The following is a 22,546-nucleotide window of genomic DNA, read 5'->3' on the forward strand; positions in this document are numbered from 1 at the left end:
GGCACGTACATATTAGGTAAAATAATGACAATAGATAATGAAAACATCCGACGTGGTGATATTTTTTACGCGGATTTAAAACAAGGAGTTGGTTCGGAACAATCAGGAATCCGGCCAGTCTTAGTAGTACAAAATGATGTCGGTAATCGTAATTCGCCGACAACGATTGTGGTGGCGATTACCTCCAAAATTAGTAAACCGAAATTACCAACCCATGTCCTTTTACCAGACCATATGGGGGGGATGAAACGCGATTCGATTATTCTCACCGAACAAATTCGAACGATTGACCGGCGACGCTTAAGAGACCGAATTGCCCATTTAGAAGCAGCGTGTGCTGAAATGCAACAGGTTGCTCAAGCATTAAAGATTAGTATTAGTTTGCGTTAGGCCTGTTATTTAATTTACTGTTAATATGGAACTAATATAGTAAGTTAAAACGATACGAGGAGATTGAGATGGTTAAGGCAATTAAAATACTGTTAATTGAAGATGATGTGAATTTATCTGATAACATTGTTGGTTTTTTACAAGATTTTGCTGATGTAACGGCCGTTGCGGACGGTTTAGATGGTGAATTTGAAGCCCAAGAAGCCCCCTATGACCTAATTATTTCAGATTTAATGCTACCTGGTGAAAGTGGGCTGGAGGTGATTAAAAACATTCGAGATAATCACATTGAAACGCCAGTGTTAATTTTAACCGCTAAGACTTCCTTAGATGATAAAATTGAAGGATTTAATGTTGGGGCTGATGATTACCTTACCAAACCCTTTCATCGGGAAGAATTATTGGTCCGAGTTAAGGCGCTCCTACGACGTTCTGGTGTCTACTCGGAAGATAACACCATTGCGGTGGGGGATGTCTTAATTAACTTAGAAAATCGTGGTGTTCAAGTTCATGGTAAACCGGTTAAATTAGTTGGTAAAGAGTTTGATATTTTAACTTACCTCAGTCAAAACAAAAATATTATTGTCACCCGTGATCAAATTTTTGACCGAATTTGGGGAATTGATTCTGATACCACGATTAATGTAGTGAATATCTATTTGAACAATTTGCGTCGAAAATTAGAAGCAGTAGGACAAAGTGGATTAATTAAAACGCTGCGTAATATTGGCTTTATATTAGAGGTACCTGATGCCCAAGATAATCAATCGAAAGAAACAAATTGAAGGTTTCACCTTTTTGGCCCTGAGCTTTATGGCAATTTTTGCTATTTTAGCCGGTGTGATTTTTTGGAATTACTCTAATTCAATTTATTCCAATAGTGATAAAGTTTTAGAGCAGTATGTCAATTATTATCGTCAGACGAATTTATTATCGCAACCGACGCTATCCAATAACAAAAAAAATCAGCACGGCAGTCCGGCAGGCTCTTTTGATGATTTTCGTGGTAAGTTACTTTACTATGATAAAAACAAAAAGCAGATTATTAGTGAAAATGTCGACACACTGGCTCAATCGGCTTCGGCGCCAACCTTTAAGATGAATGTAGCCTTTGATTCATTGGATTTAGACTTACCTCCGCAAACGATTAAAACTAGTAAAGGTTATATTCGTGCTCAGGCCATTAAGTTTAAGGACAACACCTTGATGGTACCTAGCGGCAGTGATAATCAAATGACGTATGCTAAGTATGCATATGTGTTTGTTGATGCGACTGATACTGTTATCAATTTACGTCATTTCCAAGACTTGATTATTTGGTCTTTTGCCTTTGCCTTTGGGTTAGCGGTAATGTTTGCCTTTGTGATTAGTGGGCAAAATATGAAACCAATTTTAAAGGCTTGGCAGCAACAACAAGATTTTGTAAATAATGCAGCTCATGAATTACGGACGCCGATGTCGGTTATTCAGGGTAAGTTAGAAACCATGTTGACTAAGCCGGATTCAACTGTACGTGATCAATCTGAGGCCATTATTTTGTCCTTATCAGAAGTTCGTCGTTTAAATTCGTTAACTAATAATATGCTGACTTTGGCCAAAACTGGGTCAAATATGACTAAGATTGAAAAAGAACCGACTGATGTGGCTTCCTTTTTAAATAAGATTATGACACCTTACCGTGAAATGGGTGGTTTAGAAGATAAGTTGGTTGAATTAGATGTTAATGTTGATCGCTCTGTCGCTCTTGATCGGAAACGAATTCATCAATTACTAGTTCTATTGTTAGATAATGCGTTGAAATATTCTGACACTGGGGCTACTGTAAAAGTATCGGCTGTGATTGAAAAAAAGCGATTAGTATTGACTGTTGCTGATACTGGTCGAGGCATCAGTAATGAGGCTAAAAAACATATATTTGATCGCTTCTATCGCGAAGATAAAACGGGGAATCGCGAAACTGGTGGAACGGGTCTAGGATTGTCGATTGCCGAGTGGATTGTCCAGGCCCATAATGGTCGAATTATTGTTAGTGATAATCAGCCGCAAGGCACTATTTTTAAGGTGAGCCTACCACTTTAATCACTAGGAGATGTTCATGAAAAATAAACAGTTGCTGGGAATAGCTATTTTAGCGGTGGTCATTGGTGCGGGTGTCGTTTATAGTGGTTTACAGCCCAACTCTTGGTATCAAATGAGTTTAAGCCAATCAGCCCATCATGATTCAGCCGGGAAGACTACCGTCGCAAAAACGGCCTACGTAAGTAATGATCCAGCTACGCAGGCCTATGATAAAGTTAAGGCTAGTGTTGTGACGGTTCAAAACCTACAAAAGAAAGCCTCACTTTCACAAGGGGCCGAAGCTTTCTTAAATCAAAATAATTCCCAGAATAACGACAACCTTCAAACGGCTTCGGAAGGTTCTGGGGTTGTTTACAAGATTAGTGATGGCTATGCCTATATTATTACTAATAATCATGTGGTTGATGGCTCAGCCGCTATCCAGCTCATTAATGACGATGGCCAAAAAATTCAGGCTGAAGTGATCGGAACGGATACCGGTAAAGATTTAGCGATTGTAAAAGCTAAGACCGATATTTTAAAAACAGCTGCTACTTTTGGTGCTGTTGATAAGTTAAAAGCGGGACAGTCTGTGTTGGCGATTGGTTCTCCCTTAGGATCGGCCTATGCCTCGACTATGACTAGCGGTATTATTTCTTCACCTAGGCGGGAACTATCCAGTCAGGATACTGGCGGGACTGCATTGACAACTATTCAGACTGATGCAGCTATTAATCCTGGTAACTCTGGGGGAGCATTGGTTAATTTAGATGGTCAAGTAATTGGTATTAACTCGGCTAAGATTTCAGCTTCATCGGATGGGACCAGTGTGGAAGGGATTGGCTTTGCCATTCCAGCTGATATTGTTCAAAATTTTATCAATCAAATTGAAAAATAAAAGGAAACCGTCAGGTAAGTCGGTTTCCTTTTTGATTTTATGATAGAGTAGTTCGGTACCACTCTATGATTTGGTTGGGTGTTAATCTTTCACCGTGCCCAATTTGATTGACTTTTTGACCATCTTCAAAGAGAACAAAGGCAGGAATCCCTCGGAGGCCGTATTTTTTAGCGACTTCAAGATTGTCATCGCGGTCGGCATCAAACCAATTTGCAGTTTGACTTACTTTGTCTTTGATGTCTTGGACAAAGGGCTTAATAATTTTACAATCACCACACCAATCGGCAGATAAGAACATCAGATTACGCCCAGGTTTATCGATATTAGCCTGGACGACACTATCAGAATTACGACTTGGTTCGTACATAGAAGCCTCCTTAATTATTGGTCTGATTATATCACAACTTGAAATTGGTTTAGTTGTCATGTTGAAATGAATGAAAGCAGGTTAGTATGTCCAATCATTTAAGTACCCTTTATCAAGAGCAGCTGATTTTTTCTATGGAAGTTACCATGGCTGATTTGCAACGACAGGATACCGTAAAGAAATTAGATCAACTAACTAATATCCAATATTTTAGTTTGGTTAATCATACAACTAATGATCAAGAATGGCATGAATTACTGACGGCTGGACAAGTTTTACAAATGGAAACCAAGCACCCCCTACTATTACATGTGCCGGCTGGTGCAATTGGCGAATCTCAGATAAAACAAAAATTAATTGAATTACAAGAAAGTCAGTTAGACCATCTCCTAGTCATGCGGGGAGATCGAGTTGCTGCCACCGTTAACTATCAGAGTGCGGTTAGTCTATTAAAAGATATTAGTAAATCGGAATTTGATTTTGATTTGGGGGCAACGATTAACCCTAATAAAATTACCACAATTGGCTTGCCGGCTTTATTGAGTGAAATTGATACTAAGATTGCTGCTGGCGCTGAGTTTTTAATTACTCAAATTTTCTTTGACCTTGGCTTATTCAAGCAGCTGCAACAAGCACTTAAGCAACGTCATCCTAAGGTGCCCTTAATTGCTGGTATTTTCCCAGTTATGACCGTTAAACAAGGACGATGGATTGAGAATAATTTGCGTCAAAAACTACCATTAGCTTTAACTAGTGGCTTAACCCCTTTGCCAGCTGACCTGCAGCTAAAGAAGTATTGGTGTGGTTGGCTAAAAGAGTTGCTACTTAGTGGTCCGGCGGGAATTCATTTTTTTTCAGGAATAGATATTGACTTTGTCAAAGAGTTAATGAATATCATTTATTAAATACGACAGATTAGTCTGGCTTTGATTCTTTTTTTCTAAGTAAAAAAAGCGTAAAATGTGTGGGTATTAGAACAAAGTTATAGGGAGAATTCACATGCTTCGTAATATTAAGCGCCTTTTAATTGGAAAGCCGCTCAAGACCTTGGAAGAAGGCGGTCAGTCGCTGTCTAAATCTAAAGCCTTAGCTCTGCTTTCCTCTGATGCCCTGTCGTCGGTGGCGTATGGAACTGAATCAATCACGGCTGTTCTGTTGTCGGCTGGTGTGGTAGCCTTATGGCTCCAGATTCCAATTGCCTTGATTATCTTGATTCTTTTGGGTGCCATTGTTTTAAGTTATCGACAAATTATTCATGCCTATCCTTCGGGTGGGGGTGCTTACGCGGTTGCCAGTGAAAATTGGGGTTCTAAGGCCGGCCTGGTAGCTGGTGGTTCTCTATTAGTTGATTACATGCTGACGGTTGCTGTTTCAGCTTCGGCGGCTGCCGATGCCATCACCGCGGCTATCCCCCAGTTATTACCATTTTCAGTGGCTCTTTCGATTTTAATTATTTTATTATTAACGGCTATGAACTTACGTGGCTTACGGGAGAGTGCTAATTTCTTAATGATACCGGTCTACTTCTTTATTGTAGTCATTGCTGGTATGGTTGCTTGGGGTGTCTTTCAGGCCTTGACTGGTCAGTTACCTTATCACGCGGCAGCCCGAATTGGTACTGATTTTAGTGGATTGACCATTATTTTCTTTTTGCGAGCTTTCTCTAGTGGTTCTTCCTCATTAACTGGGGTAGAAGCAATTTCTAATGCCGTACCAAATTTCACGGAGCCTAAAGAAAAAAATGCTGCTAGTACCTTGGGTTTGATGGCCATTATTTTGGCAGCTTTCTTTGGCGGGATTACCTTCTTGAGCTATTGGTTTGGCGTGCGGCCGGCTAGTGGATCAACGGTTTTGTCTCAAATTGCTACTATTACCTTTGGTGGGCACAACATTGGATTCTACACGGTGCAATTAGCAACAGCCTTAATTTTAGCCGTTGCTGCTAATACAGGTTTTTCGGCCTTTCCTATGTTGGCTTTGAATTTAGCACGTGATAAGTATTTACCACATTTGTATATGGATCGTGGGGATCGTCTTGGTTATTCTAATGGTATTTTGTCATTGGCTTTTGGGGCAATTGTAGTAACTTTAATTTTCCATGGATCCACTGATGATTTGATTCCACTGTATGCGGTGGGAGTGTTTGTGCCATTTACGTTATCGCAATCTGGTATGATTATTCACTGGATGCGCTTGCGTCCTAAGTTTTGGTTTGGTAAGGCTACAATTAATTTTATCGGAGCCTTTATGTCGGCGGCGCTGGTAATTGTTTTGTTTGTTACTCGAATGAATCATGTTTGGCCTTATTTAATCATCATGCCCCTTATCTTGAGTATGTTCTTAAAGATTCGCAATCATTATGACAGTATTGGTCATCAATTACGGCTACAGTATGTTAATAATACCGATGAATTACGCCATAAATATGATGGTGCAACTGTGATTGTCTTGGTTTCAAATATGACCAGGGTTACTTCTGAAGCGATTGATTATGCGCAATCCATTGGTGATCGGGTGGTCGCTATGCACGTAAGTTTTGATGTTAATCCGGCTAAGGAAGAAAAGACGGCTAAACAGTTTAAGGGTGATTTTCCAGACGTTCGTTACGTTGATGTCCATAGCTCTTACCGGTCGATTATTCGACCAGTCGTGGGTTTTGTTGATAAGGTTTCTAAGCGGGCGAAAACTGTTAATCATTCGGTGACGGTTGTCGTGCCACAATTTGTACCGAAAAAACCTTGGCAAAACATTTTGCATAACCAAAGTTCATTACGTTTGCGCACTGCGCTTTCTGCAATGGATGGCATTTCCATTGCAACTTATTACTATCATTTATCAGAATAAATTTTTAGCAGTAGGAGAGATGAATGGACAAATGGATATTATTTTTCTTATGGGTGATTTTTGCTATGACAGCTTCTACCGTTGGGCTAATACTAATTATGCGTTGGTATTATCGGGAAGTTGATAAAGTTAAAAAAGCGCAAGAATTAAACGATAAAAGCGATAGTCAAGATAAATAGCACAGTAAAAAGCTCGATTGGTTTGATACGAACCAATCGAGCTTTTTATGATCGTTTTTAAAAGCTTTCAGCTGATACATCAGCAAGCTTATTTTGCCAATCAATGTCAGGATATTTACGAGATAGGGCGGTCGCTAAGACCCGCTTGGCTAAGTTACCGTTACGAGTAAAAATGGGTCCGTGGAAGTATGAACCATAAACATTGTGGTAAATAACGCCTTCACTCTGATCCATGCCGTTATTTCCTTGCCCCTTGGTGACTTGGCCTAAAGCCCGCTCACCTTTACCTAAGAAGGTGCGGCCCTGATGATTTTCAAAACCGTGGTAGGTTTCACCGGTTTCATCGTTTTTAATGGTAATGTCACCAGTTAGGCGCTGCCCTTTTAAGGTTTGCACTTCATCAGCCGTCATATTAGTGGTGTAGTGGTCCATAACACCGATACCATCGACTTTGGAACCATCCGCCATTTCCATATAGTGACCTAGCAATTGAAATCCGCCACAAACCGCTAGCAGAGGGCCATTATTTTCAATGTAATCTTTAATTTGACCGGCTTTATTTTTTAAATCATGGGCAACAATTGTTTCCTCGTAATCTTGACCACCACCAAAGAGAACAAAGTCATAGGCGTGGCCGTCAAAATCATCGTTAAGAGAAACTAATTCAACATTAACTTGGACCCCAATTTGCTTAGCGTAATACTTGAGGGCAATGATATTACCGTAGTCGCCATAGGTATTCATTAAATCACCATACAAATGGGCGATGTTAAGGGTATAGTCGGCCATTAGAATTCCTCCTTAATGTATCCTTGTGCTCGTAATTGTTCGCGTAACTGTAACATTGCTGTATAAGTAGCCGCAATGTAGACTTTTTTGGTTGGCATTTTAGTAATGGCTTCGGTAATTTTACTCAAATCAGGATAAGTCCCTTCTATGTTGAAATCAGCCATTTTTAAGCGAACGGTAATGTCCTGATAGCGTTGACCACCAGTTGCTAATGCGGTTAATTTAGCATTATGCAAGTTTTCAAACTCAGCATCCCAAATCCAACTTGTATCAATCCCGTCTGCGTAATTGGCATTCAATAAGGTAATTAGAGAAAATGGTTCGGGGTCGGTCATCATCATATCAATTACCGAATTAGTACCTACTGGATTTTTAATAAGTAGAATGGTGACGTCTTTATCTTTGACCTGAATAGATTCTTGACGGCCAAAAATTTGCGCATTTGATTCAAAAGCAGTCTTGATATCACTAGGTTTAACACCAAATTCTCGACCAACGGCATAGGCTGCTAAGGCATTATAAATGTTGTAAAGCCCGCCAATTTCAATTCGCAGGGGGGTATTGTCAATCGAAAATTCAGAAAATTTAGGATTGAGTTGATCAACACTGGTAACCCGGTAGTCCAACTGAGGGCGGACAAAATTATCGGTGACACTAAAATATTTACCTAGATTTGCATAAGTAATGAAATTATAGTGTAATACCGAGTTATCGGTTGGTGAAAGAATCCCGTCAGTATTGTTGGGCGCCTTAATATCTTGATAATCGACTGGTGCAACATTATCAAAGCCATAGAAAATACGATGATTATTGAAATTACCACGGGCAAAAATTGGCGAATCAGCGTTGGTTAAGACAACGGCATCCGGTGTCTTACGAATTCCGGCAACAATTTTGAGATAGGTTGTGTAAATTTCACCGTATCGATCCAGCTGATCTCTAAAAATATTAGTTAAAACAAACATTTTAGGTGGAATTGCTTGAGCAATTCGTTCCACGTTGGCCTCATCAACTTCTAGTACGGCCACTGGCTTCTTGCCATTGGGTGATGGCTTAATTGGCGTTGTGAGCAAAGTACCTGTGATTCCCTGGATCATGTTGGAACCAGATGGATTTGTAATTACCGAATAACCACCGGCTTCTAGTACTCGGGTAATTAGGGCCGTGGTTAGCGTTTTTCCATTGGTTCCAGTGACAATTACCAAATCAAAATCATTAGACAGTTTATGTAAAATATCGGGATCAATGGCAACGGCTAGCTTACCTGGTAAACTAGTGCCACCACGATGCAAAATGTCACGTAAAAACCAGTGACTGCTTTTGGCGCTGAATTTAGCTAAAGTACTCTTAATGGTCATGATATCCCCACTTTCATGGCTACTATTCTACCACGTTTTGCTAGATTCTACAGGAAGGTAACTGGTGTTTAAGTCGCCATTTAGAAGTCGTATTGTTATAATATGTAAGGATTCTAGGACAAAAGGATGTATTAAATGGCGCAGTTGTATTTTGAATATGGAGCAATGGGCTCTGGTAAATCAATTGAAATTTTAAAAGTAACCCATAATTATGAGTTACAGGGACGGGAAGTGTTATTGATGACACCCTTGGTTGATGATCGCTACGGGGTTGGCAAAGTAACGAGTCGGATTGGCTTATCACGTGCAGCCCAGGTTATTAATCCGAAAGAGGATTTGTTTGCAACAATTTCAGCCAAACAAAATCCTAAATTAGCTGCGGTTTTAATTGATGAAGCCCAATTTTTGACTGCTGCTCAAGTCGATCAGCTAGCTTATGTGGTTGATTGCTTAAAATTACCAGTGATGGCCTTTGGTTTAAAGCAGGATGCCTTTAATCAACTTTTTGAGGGTTCTAAACGTTTACTTGAAGTAGCTGATAAATTAGAAGAAATGAAAACAATTTGTTCTTTTTGTGGTAAAAAAGCAACTACCCAGTTACGAATCGTTAATGGAAAGCCTCAGTATTCTGGCCAGCAAGTCTTTATTGGTGGGGATAGTACTTATATGCCAACCTGTCGTTTCCACTGGTATCATCCAATCATTGAAAAAATTAGGACGGAGGAATAAGTTCGGTTATGGATAATATTTTTGCCCAGTTACAAACAGTAGTTGATCGCTATGATGAGTTAAATCAAATGTTGGCTGATCCCGAAGTCATGAATGATTCTCAAAATTATATGGCTCTTTCTAAAGAGGCAGGTGGTTTGCGGGAAACCGTTGAAAAATTTAAAGAATATGAACGAGTTGTTCAAGAAATTGCCGATGCTCAGGAACTATTAGCTGATGATGAAATGGCTGATTTGGCCAAGGAAGATCTAGCTCAACTACGGCCGAAAAAAGAAACCCTTGAAGAAACTTTGAAGGTGTTGATGCTACCCAAAGACCCTAATGATGATAAAAACATTATTATGGAAATTCGAGGAGCCGCCGGTGGAGATGAATCTTCACTATTTGCTGGAGATTTATTAAACATGTATCGCCGTTATGCTGAAGGTCAAAATTGGTCCGTCGAAATTGTTGATGAAAGTACGACGGAAGTCGGAGGTTATAAAGAAGTTGTCTTGATGATTAGCGGTACGCAGGTTTTTTCTAAGTTAAAATTTGAAAGTGGTGCTCATCGAGTGCAAAGAATTCCAGCAACGGAAACACAGGGACGAGTCCATACTAGTACAGCTACGGTAGGTGTTATGCCTGAATTTGAAGAAGTTGAAATGGATGGTCTGATTGATCCGAAAGATGTTCGTGAAGACGTTTATCGTTCTAGTGGTGCTGGTGGACAGCACGTCAATAAGACCAGTTCAGCGATTCGGTTGACCCACGAACCGACCGGTATTACCGTTGCCATGCAAGATGAACGTTCCCAGCAGCAAAACCGTGCCCGTGCCTGGAAAATTTTAAATGCCCGTGTCTATGATCATTTTGCTCAGCAAAACGAAGCTCAATATGCCGCCCAACGCAAAAACGCAGTTGGTTCGGGTGACCGTTCCGAACGCATACGGACTTATAATTATCCGCAAAATCGAGTGACTGATCATAGAATTGGTTTGACGTTAAATAAATTAGATCGAATCATGAATGGGGAATTAGCTGATATTATTGATGCCTTGGTCTTGGCCGAACAAACAGCTAAATTAGCGGCGCTAAATCAATGAGGATGAATAACAATTTCGGGAACGCTCTGCCAGTTAAAATTTCGATTTTAGAGGCTCGCAAATGGGCTTTATCAGAGTTAACGGCAGCCGGTTTGGATAAAAATGAGTCAGCTGACAATATTGATTTTTTATTAACTGGAGCGCTAAATATAAATTATGGGATGTTGCATGCCAATATAACGCGAATGTTACCTGAAAATATTAGTCAGGTTTGGCCACAATGGATTGCTGGACTGATTAATCGGCGTCCTCCCCAATATTTGCTCGGTTTAGCTCCTTTTTATGGACATGAATTTATGGTTGATGAACGGGTGCTGATTCCGCGTCCTGAAACAGAACAGTTAGTTGAGTGGATTTTAAAAGACTTGAAACCGGGGACAGAGGCACTTAAAGTTCTTGATATTGGTACCGGTAGTGGAGCGATTATTGAAACACTATTGTTGGCTAATTCACGTTTGCAGGGGTTAGCCTTAGATATTTCAGAAGCGGCTTTAAGTGTCGCTGAGCACAATGCTCAACGCTTAAATGTGGCTAATATAAGCTTCATTCAATCTGATGTTTGGCAGAATCTAGATCAACAGACCCAATTTGACATTATCGTGGCTAATCCTCCTTATATTGATATCAGCCAGCAGGATAAAATGGATCAAAGTGTTAAGGATTACGAGCCTGATTTGGCCTTATACGCTGATAATCAGGGATTAGCGATTTATCAAACAATTGCCCAGGATTTAGGACAACATCTAACGACGAATGGTCGGGCTTATTTTGAAATTGGTTATGATCAGGGACCGGCTTTGGTTGAGCTCTTTCAAGCAGCTGTGCCGGATGCCAAAGTTACCTTAAAACAAGATTTTGCCGGTTTAGACCGGATGATTAGAGTAAGACGTCATGGAAACTAAAAAATTTACAACTTCACCATCAGATTTGCAAGCTGCGGCTCAATTAATTCAACAGGGCCAAGTAGTGGCTTTCCCAACTGAAACGGTATATGGATTGGGTGCTAATGCGCTAGATGAAACTGCCGTGCAAAAAGTCTTTACGGCTAAAGGCCGTCCAGCCGATAATCCCTTGATTATTACCGTTGACCAAATTGATCAGGTAGCCGATTTAGCTTTAATTTCACCGACAGCTCGTCAGTTAATGAATCAATTTTGGCCGGGTTCTCTAACTATTATTTTGCCAATTCAAACCGGTAAGGTGTCACCTTTGGTTACAGGTGGATTGGACACGGCGGCTTTCCGTTTACCAGATAATCAAGCGGCTCGGGAGTTAATTCGTTTAGCAGGTACGCCGATTGTAGGGCCCAGTGCTAATACTTCTGGTAAACCTTCACCAACCACTGCGGCTCATGTTTGGCATGATATGGAGGGGAAAATTGCTGGTATTGTAGATGATGGGCCAACGACAGTGGGGGTTGAATCAACGGTGATTGACTTGTCAGTTAGTCAACCCACCATCCTTAGAACCGGTGCAGTCACGCAAGAAGAGTTGAGTCAGGCTTTGAATCAAAGTGTGATTGATGCTACTAGTACAAGAGCATTAGCTGATAATCAGACTCCTAAAGCACCAGGAATGAAATATCGCCATTATGCGCCGGATAAGCCCGTTGTTATGTTTGATCCTTTGGACATTGCTGAGTTAAAGTTGGCCTTAAAGCCAGCTGACGTTGTATTAGCCTTAGAAGATGATTTGAACATTTTAGCTTTGCCTGGTCAGCAGACTTGGTCTTTGGGATTGTCTATGATGAACGCTAGTGAGCAACTATTTGCCGGTTTACGCTATTTTGACGACCGGGCTAACGTTCAAACAATTTATGTGGAACGGATGCCAGAAATTGGTCTCGGTCGAGCATTTAATAATCGCTTATCCAAAGCAGCGGGTAATCAATTGTTTATACCAAAGGAAGGATAGTAAATCTGCAATGAAACAAATTGAATCGGTTGCTGTCTATTGTGGTGCTTCAAATGGTAACAAAATTAGTTACCAAACAGCAACAAAAGAGTTGGCACAATGGTTAGTTCAAAATCATTTGGCCTTGATCTATGGTGGCGGTGGTTTTGGCTTAATGGGGATTTTGGGTAGCACTGTTTTAGCGTTGAGCGGCCAAGTGCATGGCGTAATTCCGCAAGAGTTATATGATCGTGGGGCAGCCCTTCCTCAATTAAAAAATCTAACCGTGGTGGCTGACATGTCAACTCGTAAAAAAACAATGTTGGCTAAAGCAGATGCCTGTATTGCTTTACCCGGTGGGCCAGGTACCTTAGAAGAAATTGCGGAAGCATTTTCCTGGGCCCTTTTGGGGGATAACGCTAATCCTTGTATTTTTTACAATGTGGATGGCTATTTTGACTCATTAGAAAAGTTTTTTGATGAAATGGTTGAAGCTGGTTTTCTTTCTAAAAATAATCGTGCCGCCCTGTTTTTTTCTGATTCTTTAACTGAAATTGGCGATTTTATGAAAGCTTATCAAACCCCAGAAGTTAGGAAATATTAGTTCAATACGATAATTTGCATTTAATTTCACAGATAAATTCCGCTAATCTCAGAAAGAGGTGCTATAATCGGTATTAACATAGTAGTAGCAGGACTTCAAAAGCTTTTCGCTTGAAATTTTGTAAGCGCTTTGCTAAACTGTAGAAGGATAGTTACGACAACTAAAAGGAGATTTTTATCATGGCAGAGACTAAAAGTTTTAATATTATTGCAGAGGCTGGAATTCATGCTCGCCCTGCTACATTGTTGGTTCAAGCAGCTTCGAAGTTTGTTTCTGATGTGACTCTTTCTTATCAAGGTAAGGAAGTCAACTTGAAGTCCATCATGGGCGTGATGTCTTTGGGTGTTGGTCACGGTGCCGACGTAACCATTAAGGCTAATGGTGCTGATGAAAAAGAAGCATTAGAAGTGATTACTAAGGTTATGGTCGATGAGGGCCTTGCTAAGTAAGTCAGCTAAGTGATTACAATAATGATTGTCGCCTTGAGCGGCTTTTTTTGTTATTTTCACTAGGTTGGGCTGTGGTAAAATAAAAATTATGAAGATTTTAGCATTTGATACTAGTAACCAACCTCTGGTCGTGAGCTTAGGACGGGACACAGAGGTTGTACAACAATATGAAACCAATCAACCACGAAGTCATTCGATTCAGCTGTTACCAGCGATTCAACATCTACTACATGAGCAGGGTTGGCAGTTAACTGACCTAGATCGGATTGTTGTAGCTCAAGGGCCTGGATCTTTTACCGGGTTGCGGATTGGCGTTACGGTAGGAAAAGTTTTAGCTGATACTTTGAATATTCCGTTGGTAGGGGTATCTAGTTTGGCGATTTTGGCTACTCAAATACCAGGTAATAGTCTAGTTGTACCAATTTTTGATGCCCGTAACCAGAATGTTTTTGCTGGTGTTTATCAAAACGGCCATAATCTTTTGGCTGATGGCCACTATCCAATTCAAACTGTCTTGAATTTTTTAGGAAAACAGTCAGGTGCAGTAACCTTTTTGGGGGATACTCAAAATTTTGTTGATTTGATTATGAATCGACTCAATGACCAGGTTGTCACAATTCTAGCTCCTGAAGACAGTTTGCCCAATGGTGATGGGATTATTCAATTAGGCTTGAAGCAGACCCCAGTAGAGAATATTGCTGATTTTAACCCTAACTATCTCCGTAAAACGCAGGCCGAATTAAATTGGCTAGCACAACATCCAGGAGAGGATCGACCGGAAGATTATGTTTTTGAAGTCTAATGGTCAGAATAATCATCCGTTAATGCCTTTTCAAGTGTTTGAATCGCAGATGGTGGTTATTAGCGAAACTCGGTTTACTATTCGTTATGCCCAAGCGGCCGATATTGAGCAAATGGTAGCCATTCAAGAGGCCGTCTATGACGGTTATAGTCCTTGGCAAGCGGCTGATTTTTCTTTTGAACTCCGCCACCCGGAAGATCGAATTTATCTAGTTGTTGAGCACGAACACCGTTTGGTAGCCTTTATTGGTTTAGTTCAAAGGGCTTGGTATCATGATTTACATATTACCAATTTAGCGGTCTTACCAATTTGGCAAGGTCATGGAATTGGCTCCTTTTTATTGAAGATGGTTCAAAAATTAGGAGAAGAATTAAATTTACCAGCAACTTCTTTGGAGGTGCGGGCTTCTAATCATATTGCTCGGCGTTTATATGAAAAAATCGGGTATCAAACGATTGCGATAATTAAAGAATATTATCGTGATAATCACGAGGATGCCTTGTCAATGGTGTTAAATATTGATCGTTAAATTAGCGCAAATAAAAGATGCTCAAACAATTTATCAAATTGGGTTAGCTGCATTTGGTATAGAACAATTACCTTTAAGTGTAATTGAACATGAAATAGCTAGCCCAAGAGCTAGCTATTTCATCAGTACCTCAGGTTTTGTTGGATTTACTCATATCTTAGATGAGTTGGAAATCAACTATTTAGCCGTTGATCCCAAACATCAGGGCCAAGGACAGGGAAGGGCTCTATTAGAAGCAGTGTTGGCTTTGAGTGGCGTTCATCGCTTTTTATTGGAGGTTGCCGCTGATAATATAGCGGCCCAAGCTTTATATCAAAAATTGGGTTTTTCAGAATATTATCGACGAAGTGCTTACTATCGAAATGGGGAAGATGCCATCATGATGGAGAAATTTAATGACTAAAATAATTGCATTTGAATCTAGTGCTGATGAGACCAGTGTGGCCATTGTAGAAGATGGCCACAAAGTGTTGAGTAATAGTGTGGCTACTCAGATTAATTCGCATCAACGTTTTGGAGGGATTGTACCTGAGGTTGCTAGCCGGCACCATATTGAATGGATTAGTCGTGTTTTAGATGATGCTTTAGACCAGGCACAGGTAAAACCGGATGAGTTAGATGCTGTCGCCGTTACTTACGGACCAGGCCTAGTGGGCTCACTCTTAGTTGGCTTGATGGGTGCTAAAACTTTTGCTTTAGCCCATGATTTACCAATTATTCCGGTTAACCATTTGGCCGGTCATATTGCAGCCGCTAATTTTAATCAACCAATTCAATACCCAGCATTAGCCTTAATGGTTTCAGGGGGGCATACTGAGTTAGTCTTGATGCCAAAACAAAATCAATTCCAAGTTCTTGGTGAAACTCGTGATGATGCTGCCGGGGAAAGCTTTGACAAAATTGGTCGTTTGTTAGGTCTAGCCTATCCAGCTGGTAAAGAAATTGATGAAATGGCTCATCGTGGTACAGCACAGATGAAATTCCCAACAGCCATGGCCCATGAAGATAATTATGATTTCAGTTTTTCAGGTTTAAAAAGTGCTGTCATTAATTATGTCCATCATGCTCAGCAAAAGAATGAAACAATTGATGTTGATGATTTGGCCTGTGCCTTTCAGAATGCAGTGGTTGATGCCTTAGTTGGTCGTACGCAAAAGGCTTTGGCCCATTATCCGGTTCGCAGCTTTATTTTAGCCGGTGGTGTCGCTGCTAATTCACAATTACGGGAAGCTTTGCAAACAATGTTAGTTGAATTTTCTGAAACAACCTACATTCCAGTGCCTATTCAATACAGCGGTGATAATGCTGCAATGATTGGCGCTGCAGGTTTTTGGAACTATCAAGATCATGTTTTTGCTGGTTTAGACTTGAATACAAACCCTGGATTAGATTTTGAGCTGGGCGAATTTTAAAGACATTGTGAAAGATTAGAGGTGTAATATAGGAAAGGCGCTATTTTGTGGTATACTGAATAAGTGTGTATTTCACAAACTTTATTAAACACAGGAGTTAATCATGCCAGAACAACCGAAAATACCCCGGGCAACCGCTAAGCGCTTGCCAATTTATTATCGATATTTAACTTTTTTAAATGATGCTGGAACTCAGCGGATTTCGTCAGCTGAATTAAGCGATGCTACTAAATTTGATGCGGCTACTATTCGTCGTGATTTTTCTTATTTTGGTGCCTTAGGTAAACGTGGGTACGGGTACGATGTTGAAGCCTTGTTGGAATTTTTTGCCAATGTATTGGATCAAAATAGTTTAATCAATGTCGCTTTAATTGGGGTTGGACATTTGGGACAGGCTCTCTTAAACTTTAATTTTCATCAGTCTTCTAATATGCGGATTGCGGCAGCCTTTGATGTCGATTCAGAACGCATTGGCCATGTTTTTTCAGGTGTACCAATTTATAGCATGGAAGATTTACAAGAACAAATTGCTGTTCAACGTATTAATATTGCAATTTTGACGGTACCACAAGAAGTGGCTCAAGAAATCACCGATCAATTGGTAGCGGCTGGGGTGAAGGGGATTTTGAACTTTACGCCATTACGAGTAACGGTACCAACAGGTGTACGAGTTCAGAACGTTGATTTAACCAACGAATTACAAACATTGGTTTACTTTATTCAAAACTACGGTTCAATTACAACGGGGAATTAAAACGGAATGCCACTTTTAAATTTAGATGATCAAAAAAAGGTAGCCGAGTATCAAAATTTTGTACGAACGGATCCACGTGGGCAGGTTACACAAGATCCCTTGTGGGGTGAACTAAAAGCTAATTGGGGTCATGTTTATGTTTATCATGAAACTAATGGCAAAATCGATGCTGTCATGACGGTCTTAACTGTTGAGGCCGTACCTGGTAAACTCTTAGCCTATAGTGGTCGTGGACCGATTGCCAATCTAGATGATATTGATTTAATTAAGGCATTAATTGAAGAAGCTCTTATAGCCTTACCGGACAATGTATTTCTTTTACGTTTAGATCCCGAAGTGCCCTACTCAGATGAACTGGATGCTCGGTACCGTCGGGCCGGTTTCATTACGCGTAATCGTCAAATTGAACATATGCATGGGAACATTCAACCTCGTAAAAACGTGGTACTATACTATGACGGGCGGGGTGAAGGAGCTCAAAAGATTACCGATGAAGAAAGCTTGATGAAGCATTTTAAACGGGATTACCGTAATCAAATTCGTCGTGCTGCTAAAGATGGTGTGACGGTTACTAGTGGTGACAGCCAAGCCGATGTGGAAGCTTTTTTTGATACCTATGTTTTAATGGCCAAAGCCCAACAAATAACCCATCGACCTCTTAGTTATTTTTTGCGAATGCAGCAGCTTTGGCAGAAAACAGGTTTCTTTAAAGTATTTTTAGCTCACTTTGACAATCAAGTGGTGGCTAGTGGTATTGGTTTTAGTTATGGTGATGAAATTTGGTATATGTATGCCGGTTCAAACCGTCAATATGCTAAACACTACGCTCCCTATGCTGTCCAATGGGAAATGTTAAAGTGGGGTCTAGCTTTAGGCAAGACTGAGTATGATTTTGGTGGAGTTGGTGATTTTGTACCAACCGACGGGCTCTATAAGTTTAAACATGGATTTGCTTACCACGATCCGCACGCCGAGTATATTGGTGAGTTGGATTGGGTAGTTGATGAGCAAGGCTACCAAGAATACTTAAAGCAGTTTCAATAATTAAAAGCGGCGTTGGCCGTCTTTTTCTTTATCAAACCAATCCCACAGCAGCATTAAATGGATTTTAATGTGAGTGGAAGGAGGAACAGATGACAATTAAAATGATTGCCACCGATATGGACGGTACTTTTTTAAAGAGTGATGATAATTATGATATCGACTATTTTGAAAGAGTACTAGCGGCCCTGCAAAAAAAGGATATTCGTTTTGTAGCCGCTTCGGGAAGGCAAATTGCTAATTTGCGAACCTTATTTAAGCCGGTTATTGAACGAGGAGGACAGATTGATTACGTTGCCTCTAACGGATCGATTGTTGCTACGCATGAGCAGGATTTGTATTCTGTATATCTATCAGCAGCTCAAATTCAAAAGGTTATTGACTGGAATGCAGCCAATCCGGATTCGGCTGATAACCTAATTATTTTATCTGGAAATCACGGAACCTATATTTCAAATCATGCCACTGGTCAGGTGAAAAAAATGGTTGAAATGTTTTATCCCAATGTCCATCAGGTTGAAAAATTAATGGAAATCGATGATAAAATCATTGGCGTTACTTTTGTTTGGCCACATGAAGAGGTTCGCGAGCACGTTGAAGCTTTGGAAAAAATATTTGGTGATGAACTACATGCCACTGGCTCTGGTTTTGGCTCAGTTGATATTTTGCCTAAAGGGGTTAACAAAGCGACTGCTTTAGAAGTTTTACAGGATTACTACAATATTTTGGATGATGAAATCATGGTTTTTGGTGACAATACCAACGATTTGGAAATGCTCCAAAAGTATGCGCATCACTATTTGATGCCTAATGCTGATGCCTTTATGAAAGAACAAATTACTCAAGAAGCCACTGCGCCTAATACCGATAATGGTGTCATTAAAACTATTATTAAAGAATTAAATTTGGATATTTAAAAAACAAGCCTATTCTTCGGCTTGTTTTTTTGGTACATGGTAACGATTCACAGCGATTGCAAAAATAACGCCGATAAAGGTATCCGTAATCCGTTGAAAGACATAGTTAGTAGTAGCGTTTAAGGGAATAGTTAATGAAATCATTAATAGGGCGGCTAAACCACCGATAACCCCTTTGTTGTAGTTCATCGCATCTAAAATCATAATCACAATCATAACAAAAATTGGTAAGAGAACCATTGAAACCCAGGGAGCATTGTTAGTAGCCTGACGGGACCAAAAAAATAGCAAGGCAAAAGCACCGCCGACAGTATTGGACATTAGCCGTATTTTAGAAAAATGAATGGTGTTATCCCAAGTTTCTCGTAAAGCAAAAATGCACGACAGGGCCGCAATAAAAGGTGGCCGTTGAAAAAAATGGAAGATAACAATGATGAGCATAACTGAAATACCAGTTTTAAGAGTACGTAATCCTAAGCGAAATTGTCCAAAATGCATTTACTATCTCCTGTAATCTTAATTTATAGGTTATCATATAGTTTATTGTTTTTTTGAAATGAAAGGAATGTTTAACTTATGTTAAGAAATACTATTTTAGATTTAATGAACGACCATCAATCAATTCGAGCCTTTACTGATCAACCGGTATCCCAAGAACAAATTGATACCATTCTAACGGCTGCTTTAGCGGGGCCTAATATTCAAAATTTCCAACCCGTAACTTTTATTGAAATTACTGATCAGGCCTTTAAAGCTGAAATCACACAAGTAGTAGGGATGAAATATATTGAAACTGCTACTCGCTTTTTTGTAGTAGCAGTTGACTATAGTAAGGATTTAATTGGATTGGATGATGATCAACAAGCTTTAGTTATTGAAAAATTAAAGAGTTATCAAATTTTTGAAGGGGGAATTATTAGTGCCTCAATTGCCTTAGGACGAGCTCAAATCGCAGCGGAATCACTTGGTTTGGGTACCGTGACGATGGCTGGTGCAATGGGGGCATATGAATTATATGAAGAACGGTTAAAGTTACCAGCTTATGTCAAGCCAATTATGGGCTTTTCACTTGGATATCCCGACCAAACACCCGGCATTAAACCTAAATTGCCATTGACTGGCAGCCTTATGAAAGATTATTATCGTCCAGAGCAAATGGCACAAGCAGTCAGTGATTATAATAAAACTATGCGACAATACTTTGCTAAACGCGGTATTGATAGTGATTGGACGCAGCATAATATCAAATTATTTGGCCAGTTAAAAATTAATCATGGTTTAAGTGCTTATCCCAAGGCTAAAGGTTTTGATTTAAGTTAAACTAAACTCCCTATTGACATGTAGCAGACTAATGCTATACTTATTGATGTAGGTTAGCACTCACTATACAGGAGTGCTAAAAAGAAATTATTGGAGGTATACCCAATGTTAAAGCCATTAGGTGATCGTGTAATTATTGAAGTAGCTGATGAAGGCGAAAAGACAGTTGGTGGGATTGTGTTAGCTAGCTCAGCTAACGAGAAGCCTGTTACCGGTAAAGTTGTTGCCGTCGGAACAGGTTTGGTTGCTACAGATGGTAGTAAGCATGAATTAACAGTTAAGTCAGGCGATGAAGTGTTGTTTGATAAGTATGCTGGTCAAGAAGTATCTTTTGAAGGTCAAGATTACCTTGTCTTACATGAAAAAGACATTGTTGCTATTATCCAGTAAGTTAATAATATTTAAATTATCAATCCATTGATTTGTTTGGTTATTGGGCACTTTCTTTACGGAAAGTTTTTTAATAAACTCATAAAAATAAGGAGCATATAATGGCAAAGGATATTAAGTTTTCAGAAGACGCTCGGGCAAAGATGAAGGTCGGCGTTGATAAGCTTGCTAATACGGTTAAGACAACAATTGGTCCTAAGGGGCGGAATGTTGTCTTGGAGCAATCATTTGGTTCTCCTACAATCACTAACGATGGTGTAACCATTGCCAAAGCCGTTGAATTAGAAGATCACTTTGAAGACATGGGTGCCAAGCTGGTGGCTGAAGTTGCTTCAAAGACAAATGATATTGCGGGTGACGGTACCACAACCGCAACTGTTCTGGCTCAAGCCATTGTTGGTGAAGGATTAAAGAATGTGACTGCTGGGGCTAACCCAGTAGGTATTCGAGCTGGAATTGAAAAGGCAACTGCCGCCGCCGTTGCTAAATTGCATGAAATGTCACATACAGTTAGCACAAAGGCTGAAATTGCCCAAATCGCTTCTATCTCAGCTGCTAGTGAAGAAGTTGGGGCTTTGATTGCCGAAGCTATGGAAAAGGTTGGCAATGATGGGGTCATCACGATTGAAGAGTCTAAGGGAATTGAAACAACGTTGAACGTTGTGGAAGGAATGCAGTTTGATCGTGGTTACATGTCTCAGTACATGGTAACTGATAACGATAAAATGGAAGCTAACTTGGACAACCCTTATGTTTTAATTACTGACAAAAAGATTGGTAATATTCAAGAAATTTTGCCTGTCTTGCAACAAGTCGTTGAACAAGGTCGTTCAATGTTGATTATTGCTGATGATATTACCGGGGAAGCTTTACCAACCTTGGTTTTGAACAAAATGCGGGGAACCTTTAACGTTGTTGCTGTTAAAGCTCCTGGATTTGGTGATCGTCGTAAGGCGCAACTAGAAGATATTGCAATCTTAACTGGCGGTGCTGTAATTACTGATGATTTGGGCTTGAACCTAAAGGATGTTACCCTTGAGCAATTAGGACAAGCTAACAAGATTAACGTTACCAAGGATAGTACAACTATCGTTGAAGGTGCTGGTAATAAGGCTGATGTAGCTACTCGAGTAGAAACTTTGAAGCAACAAATTGCTGAAACTACTTCAGAATTTGATCGTGAAAAGTTGCAAGAACGTTTGGCTAAGTTAGCTGGTGGTGTAGCTGTGATTAATGTTGGTGCTGCTACTGAAACTGAACTTAAAGAACGTAAGTATCGGATTGAGGATGCTTTGAACGCAACTCGTGCCGCTGTTGAAGAAGGTTTCGTTGCTGGTGGTGGAACAGCTTTGGTCAATGCCATTGACGCCGCTTCAGCTGTGGAAGCCCAAGGGGATGTTTTGACAGGTGTGAAAACAGTTGTTAAGGCCTTGGAAGCCCCAGTCCGTCAGATCGCTGAAAATGCTGGTTTGGAAGGCTCTGTAATTGTTAATAAGTTAAAGGAACAAAAAGAAGGCTTCGGTTATAATGCTGCCACTGATGAGTGGGTAGATATGATTGCAGCCGGAATTGTTGATCCAACCAAGGTTACTCGTTCTGCCTTGCAAAACGCAGCTTCAGTTTCAGCTTTGTTGTTGACAACCGAAGCCGTTGTTGCCGAGCAACCTAAAGAAGATGCATCTGCTGCTATGCCACAGGGTGGAATGCCAGGAATGATGTAATTTTCTTTTAAAAACAG

The 22,546-nt window shown here is 40.2% G+C and carries 27 protein-coding genes; 23 read left to right on the top strand and 4 right to left on the bottom strand.

Features of this window, described 5'->3' with window-relative positions:
• Positions 1-24 precede the first annotated feature (24 nt).
• The 4 genes from M4974_RS02685 to M4974_RS02700 all read left to right on the top strand — a co-directional run bounded on the left by M4974_RS02685 (position 25) and on the right by M4974_RS02700 (position 3,346).
• Entirely contained in the window at positions 25-390 is a 366-nt protein-coding gene (locus M4974_RS02685) for a type II toxin-antitoxin system PemK/MazF family toxin (protein WP_089938565.1), read from the top strand.
• A 68-nt stretch (positions 391-458) separates the two neighbouring features.
• Positions 459-1,175, top strand: coding sequence for a response regulator transcription factor (locus M4974_RS02690; RefSeq protein ID WP_248705973.1), 717 nt, complete (start codon positions 459-461; stop codon positions 1,173-1,175).
• Positions 1,141-2,469 carry a sensor histidine kinase gene (locus tag M4974_RS02695; protein ID WP_248705974.1) on the top strand — a complete coding sequence of 443 codons (1,329 nt, stop codon included), beginning with the start codon at positions 1,141-1,143 and terminating at the stop codon, positions 2,467-2,469. The genes M4974_RS02690 and M4974_RS02695 overlap by 35 nt, the downstream gene beginning before the upstream one ends.
• Positions 2,470-2,485: 16 nt before the next feature.
• Entirely contained in the window at positions 2,486-3,346 is an 861-nt protein-coding gene (locus tag M4974_RS02700) for a S1C family serine protease (RefSeq protein ID WP_248705975.1), read from the top strand.
• Positions 3,347-3,383: 37 nt separating this feature from the next.
• Here M4974_RS02700 and M4974_RS02705 read toward each other — a convergent pair whose 3' ends face one another.
• Positions 3,384-3,713, bottom strand: coding sequence for a thioredoxin family protein (locus M4974_RS02705; RefSeq protein WP_248705976.1), 330 nt, complete (start codon positions 3,711-3,713; stop codon positions 3,384-3,386).
• Between the two features lie 86 nt (positions 3,714-3,799).
• Between M4974_RS02705 and M4974_RS02710 the strand changes: the two genes are divergently transcribed.
• The 3 genes from M4974_RS02710 (at position 3,800) to M4974_RS02720 (ending at position 6,736) form a co-directional block, all read left to right on the top strand.
• A complete protein-coding gene (locus M4974_RS02710; RefSeq protein WP_248705977.1) occupies positions 3,800-4,618 on the top strand; it encodes a methylenetetrahydrofolate reductase in 819 nt (272 codons plus the stop codon).
• A gap of 94 nt (positions 4,619-4,712) precedes the next feature.
• Positions 4,713-6,557 carry an APC family permease gene (locus M4974_RS02715; protein ID WP_248705978.1) on the top strand — a complete coding sequence of 615 codons (1,845 nt, stop codon included), beginning with the start codon at positions 4,713-4,715 and terminating at the stop codon, positions 6,555-6,557.
• A gap of 23 nt (positions 6,558-6,580) precedes the next feature.
• On the top strand, positions 6,581-6,736 hold the full coding sequence (locus M4974_RS02720; protein ID WP_248705979.1) for a hypothetical protein: 156 nt from the start codon (positions 6,581-6,583) through the stop codon (positions 6,734-6,736).
• A 57-nt stretch (positions 6,737-6,793) separates the two neighbouring features.
• Here the strand turns inward: M4974_RS02720 and M4974_RS02725 are convergent, their stop codons facing one another.
• Positions 6,794-7,525 carry a type 1 glutamine amidotransferase gene (locus M4974_RS02725; protein ID WP_248705980.1) on the bottom strand — a complete coding sequence of 244 codons (732 nt, stop codon included), beginning with the start codon at positions 7,523-7,525 and terminating at the stop codon, positions 6,794-6,796.
• Entirely contained in the window at positions 7,525-8,883 is a 1,359-nt protein-coding gene (locus M4974_RS02730) for a Mur ligase family protein (RefSeq protein ID WP_248705981.1), read from the bottom strand. Before M4974_RS02730 ends, M4974_RS02725 begins: the two co-directional genes overlap by 1 nt.
• A gap of 135 nt (positions 8,884-9,018) precedes the next feature.
• Between M4974_RS02730 and M4974_RS02735 the strand changes: the two genes are divergently transcribed.
• From M4974_RS02735 to M4974_RS02795, 13 genes are all read left to right on the top strand, one after another.
• Positions 9,019-9,612, top strand: a complete 594-nt coding sequence (locus tag M4974_RS02735) for a thymidine kinase (protein WP_248705982.1) — start codon at positions 9,019-9,021, stop codon at positions 9,610-9,612.
• Between the two features lie 8 nt (positions 9,613-9,620).
• Positions 9,621-10,697, top strand: coding sequence for a peptide chain release factor 1 (gene prfA / locus M4974_RS02740; protein ID WP_248705983.1), 1,077 nt, complete (start codon positions 9,621-9,623; stop codon positions 10,695-10,697).
• Positions 10,698-10,699: 2 nt separating this feature from the next.
• Positions 10,700-11,599 (top strand): peptide chain release factor N(5)-glutamine methyltransferase, encoded by a 900-nt coding sequence (prmC, locus tag M4974_RS02745; protein ID WP_248705984.1) that lies wholly within the window; start codon positions 10,700-10,702, stop codon positions 11,597-11,599.
• Positions 11,589-12,611, top strand: a complete 1,023-nt coding sequence (locus M4974_RS02750; RefSeq protein WP_248705985.1) for an L-threonylcarbamoyladenylate synthase — start codon at positions 11,589-11,591, stop codon at positions 12,609-12,611. Before prmC ends, M4974_RS02750 begins: the two co-directional genes overlap by 11 nt.
• A 19-nt stretch (positions 12,612-12,630) precedes the next feature.
• Positions 12,631-13,194: an LOG family protein gene (locus tag M4974_RS02755; protein ID WP_248706072.1), complete on the top strand. Its 564-nt coding sequence runs from the start codon at positions 12,631-12,633 to the stop codon at positions 13,192-13,194.
• A 179-nt stretch (positions 13,195-13,373) separates the two neighbouring features.
• Entirely contained in the window at positions 13,374-13,643 is a 270-nt protein-coding gene (locus M4974_RS02760) for a phosphocarrier protein HPr (protein ID WP_248705986.1), read from the top strand.
• 88 nt (positions 13,644-13,731) lie between these two features.
• Complete coding sequence (tsaB, locus tag M4974_RS02765) at positions 13,732-14,445, top strand: tRNA (adenosine(37)-N6)-threonylcarbamoyltransferase complex dimerization subunit type 1 TsaB (RefSeq protein ID WP_248705987.1); 714 nt, start codon at positions 13,732-13,734, stop codon at positions 14,443-14,445.
• A gap of 22 nt (positions 14,446-14,467) precedes the next feature.
• A complete protein-coding gene (gene rimI / locus M4974_RS02770; RefSeq protein WP_248715737.1) occupies positions 14,468-14,974 on the top strand; it encodes a ribosomal protein S18-alanine N-acetyltransferase in 507 nt (168 codons plus the stop codon).
• The gene (locus M4974_RS02775) at positions 14,964-15,377 is read left to right on the top strand and encodes a GNAT family N-acetyltransferase (RefSeq protein WP_248705989.1); all 414 of its coding nucleotides are present in this window, start codon (positions 14,964-14,966) and stop codon (positions 15,375-15,377) included. Before rimI ends, M4974_RS02775 begins: the two co-directional genes overlap by 11 nt.
• Positions 15,370-16,386: a tRNA (adenosine(37)-N6)-threonylcarbamoyltransferase complex transferase subunit TsaD gene (tsaD, locus tag M4974_RS02780; protein ID WP_248705990.1), complete on the top strand. Its 1,017-nt coding sequence runs from the start codon at positions 15,370-15,372 to the stop codon at positions 16,384-16,386. The genes M4974_RS02775 and tsaD overlap by 8 nt, the downstream gene beginning before the upstream one ends.
• 103 nt (positions 16,387-16,489) lie before the next feature.
• Positions 16,490-17,140 carry a redox-sensing transcriptional repressor Rex gene (locus M4974_RS02785; protein WP_089938527.1) on the top strand — a complete coding sequence of 217 codons (651 nt, stop codon included), beginning with the start codon at positions 16,490-16,492 and terminating at the stop codon, positions 17,138-17,140.
• A gap of 6 nt (positions 17,141-17,146) precedes the next feature.
• Entirely contained in the window at positions 17,147-18,184 is a 1,038-nt protein-coding gene (locus M4974_RS02790) for a lipid II:glycine glycyltransferase FemX (protein WP_248705991.1), read from the top strand.
• 89 nt (positions 18,185-18,273) lie between these two features.
• Positions 18,274-19,098, top strand: a complete 825-nt coding sequence (locus M4974_RS02795) for a Cof-type HAD-IIB family hydrolase (protein WP_248705992.1) — start codon at positions 18,274-18,276, stop codon at positions 19,096-19,098.
• A 9-nt stretch (positions 19,099-19,107) separates the two neighbouring features.
• On the opposite strand, the gene M4974_RS02800 is transcribed toward M4974_RS02795, so the two are convergent.
• On the bottom strand, positions 19,108-19,596 hold the full coding sequence (locus M4974_RS02800; protein WP_248705993.1) for an FUSC family protein: 489 nt from the start codon (positions 19,594-19,596) through the stop codon (positions 19,108-19,110).
• 78 nt (positions 19,597-19,674) lie between these two features.
• Between M4974_RS02800 and M4974_RS02805 the strand changes: the two genes are divergently transcribed.
• From M4974_RS02805 to groL, 3 genes are all read left to right on the top strand, one after another.
• Positions 19,675-20,418, top strand: a complete 744-nt coding sequence (locus M4974_RS02805; protein ID WP_248705994.1) for a nitroreductase family protein — start codon at positions 19,675-19,677, stop codon at positions 20,416-20,418.
• Between the two features lie 105 nt (positions 20,419-20,523).
• Complete coding sequence (gene groES, locus M4974_RS02810) at positions 20,524-20,808, top strand: co-chaperone GroES (protein ID WP_089938517.1); 285 nt, start codon at positions 20,524-20,526, stop codon at positions 20,806-20,808.
• Between the two features lie 101 nt (positions 20,809-20,909).
• Positions 20,910-22,529 (top strand): chaperonin GroEL, encoded by a 1,620-nt coding sequence (gene groL, locus M4974_RS02815; RefSeq protein WP_248705995.1) that lies wholly within the window; start codon positions 20,910-20,912, stop codon positions 22,527-22,529.
• Positions 22,530-22,546: the final 17 nt, after the last annotated feature.

Origin of the sequence: Convivina praedatoris, from assembly GCF_933208495.1 — a bacterium.
GTDB lineage: Bacteria > Bacillota > Bacilli > Lactobacillales > Lactobacillaceae > Convivina > Convivina praedatoris.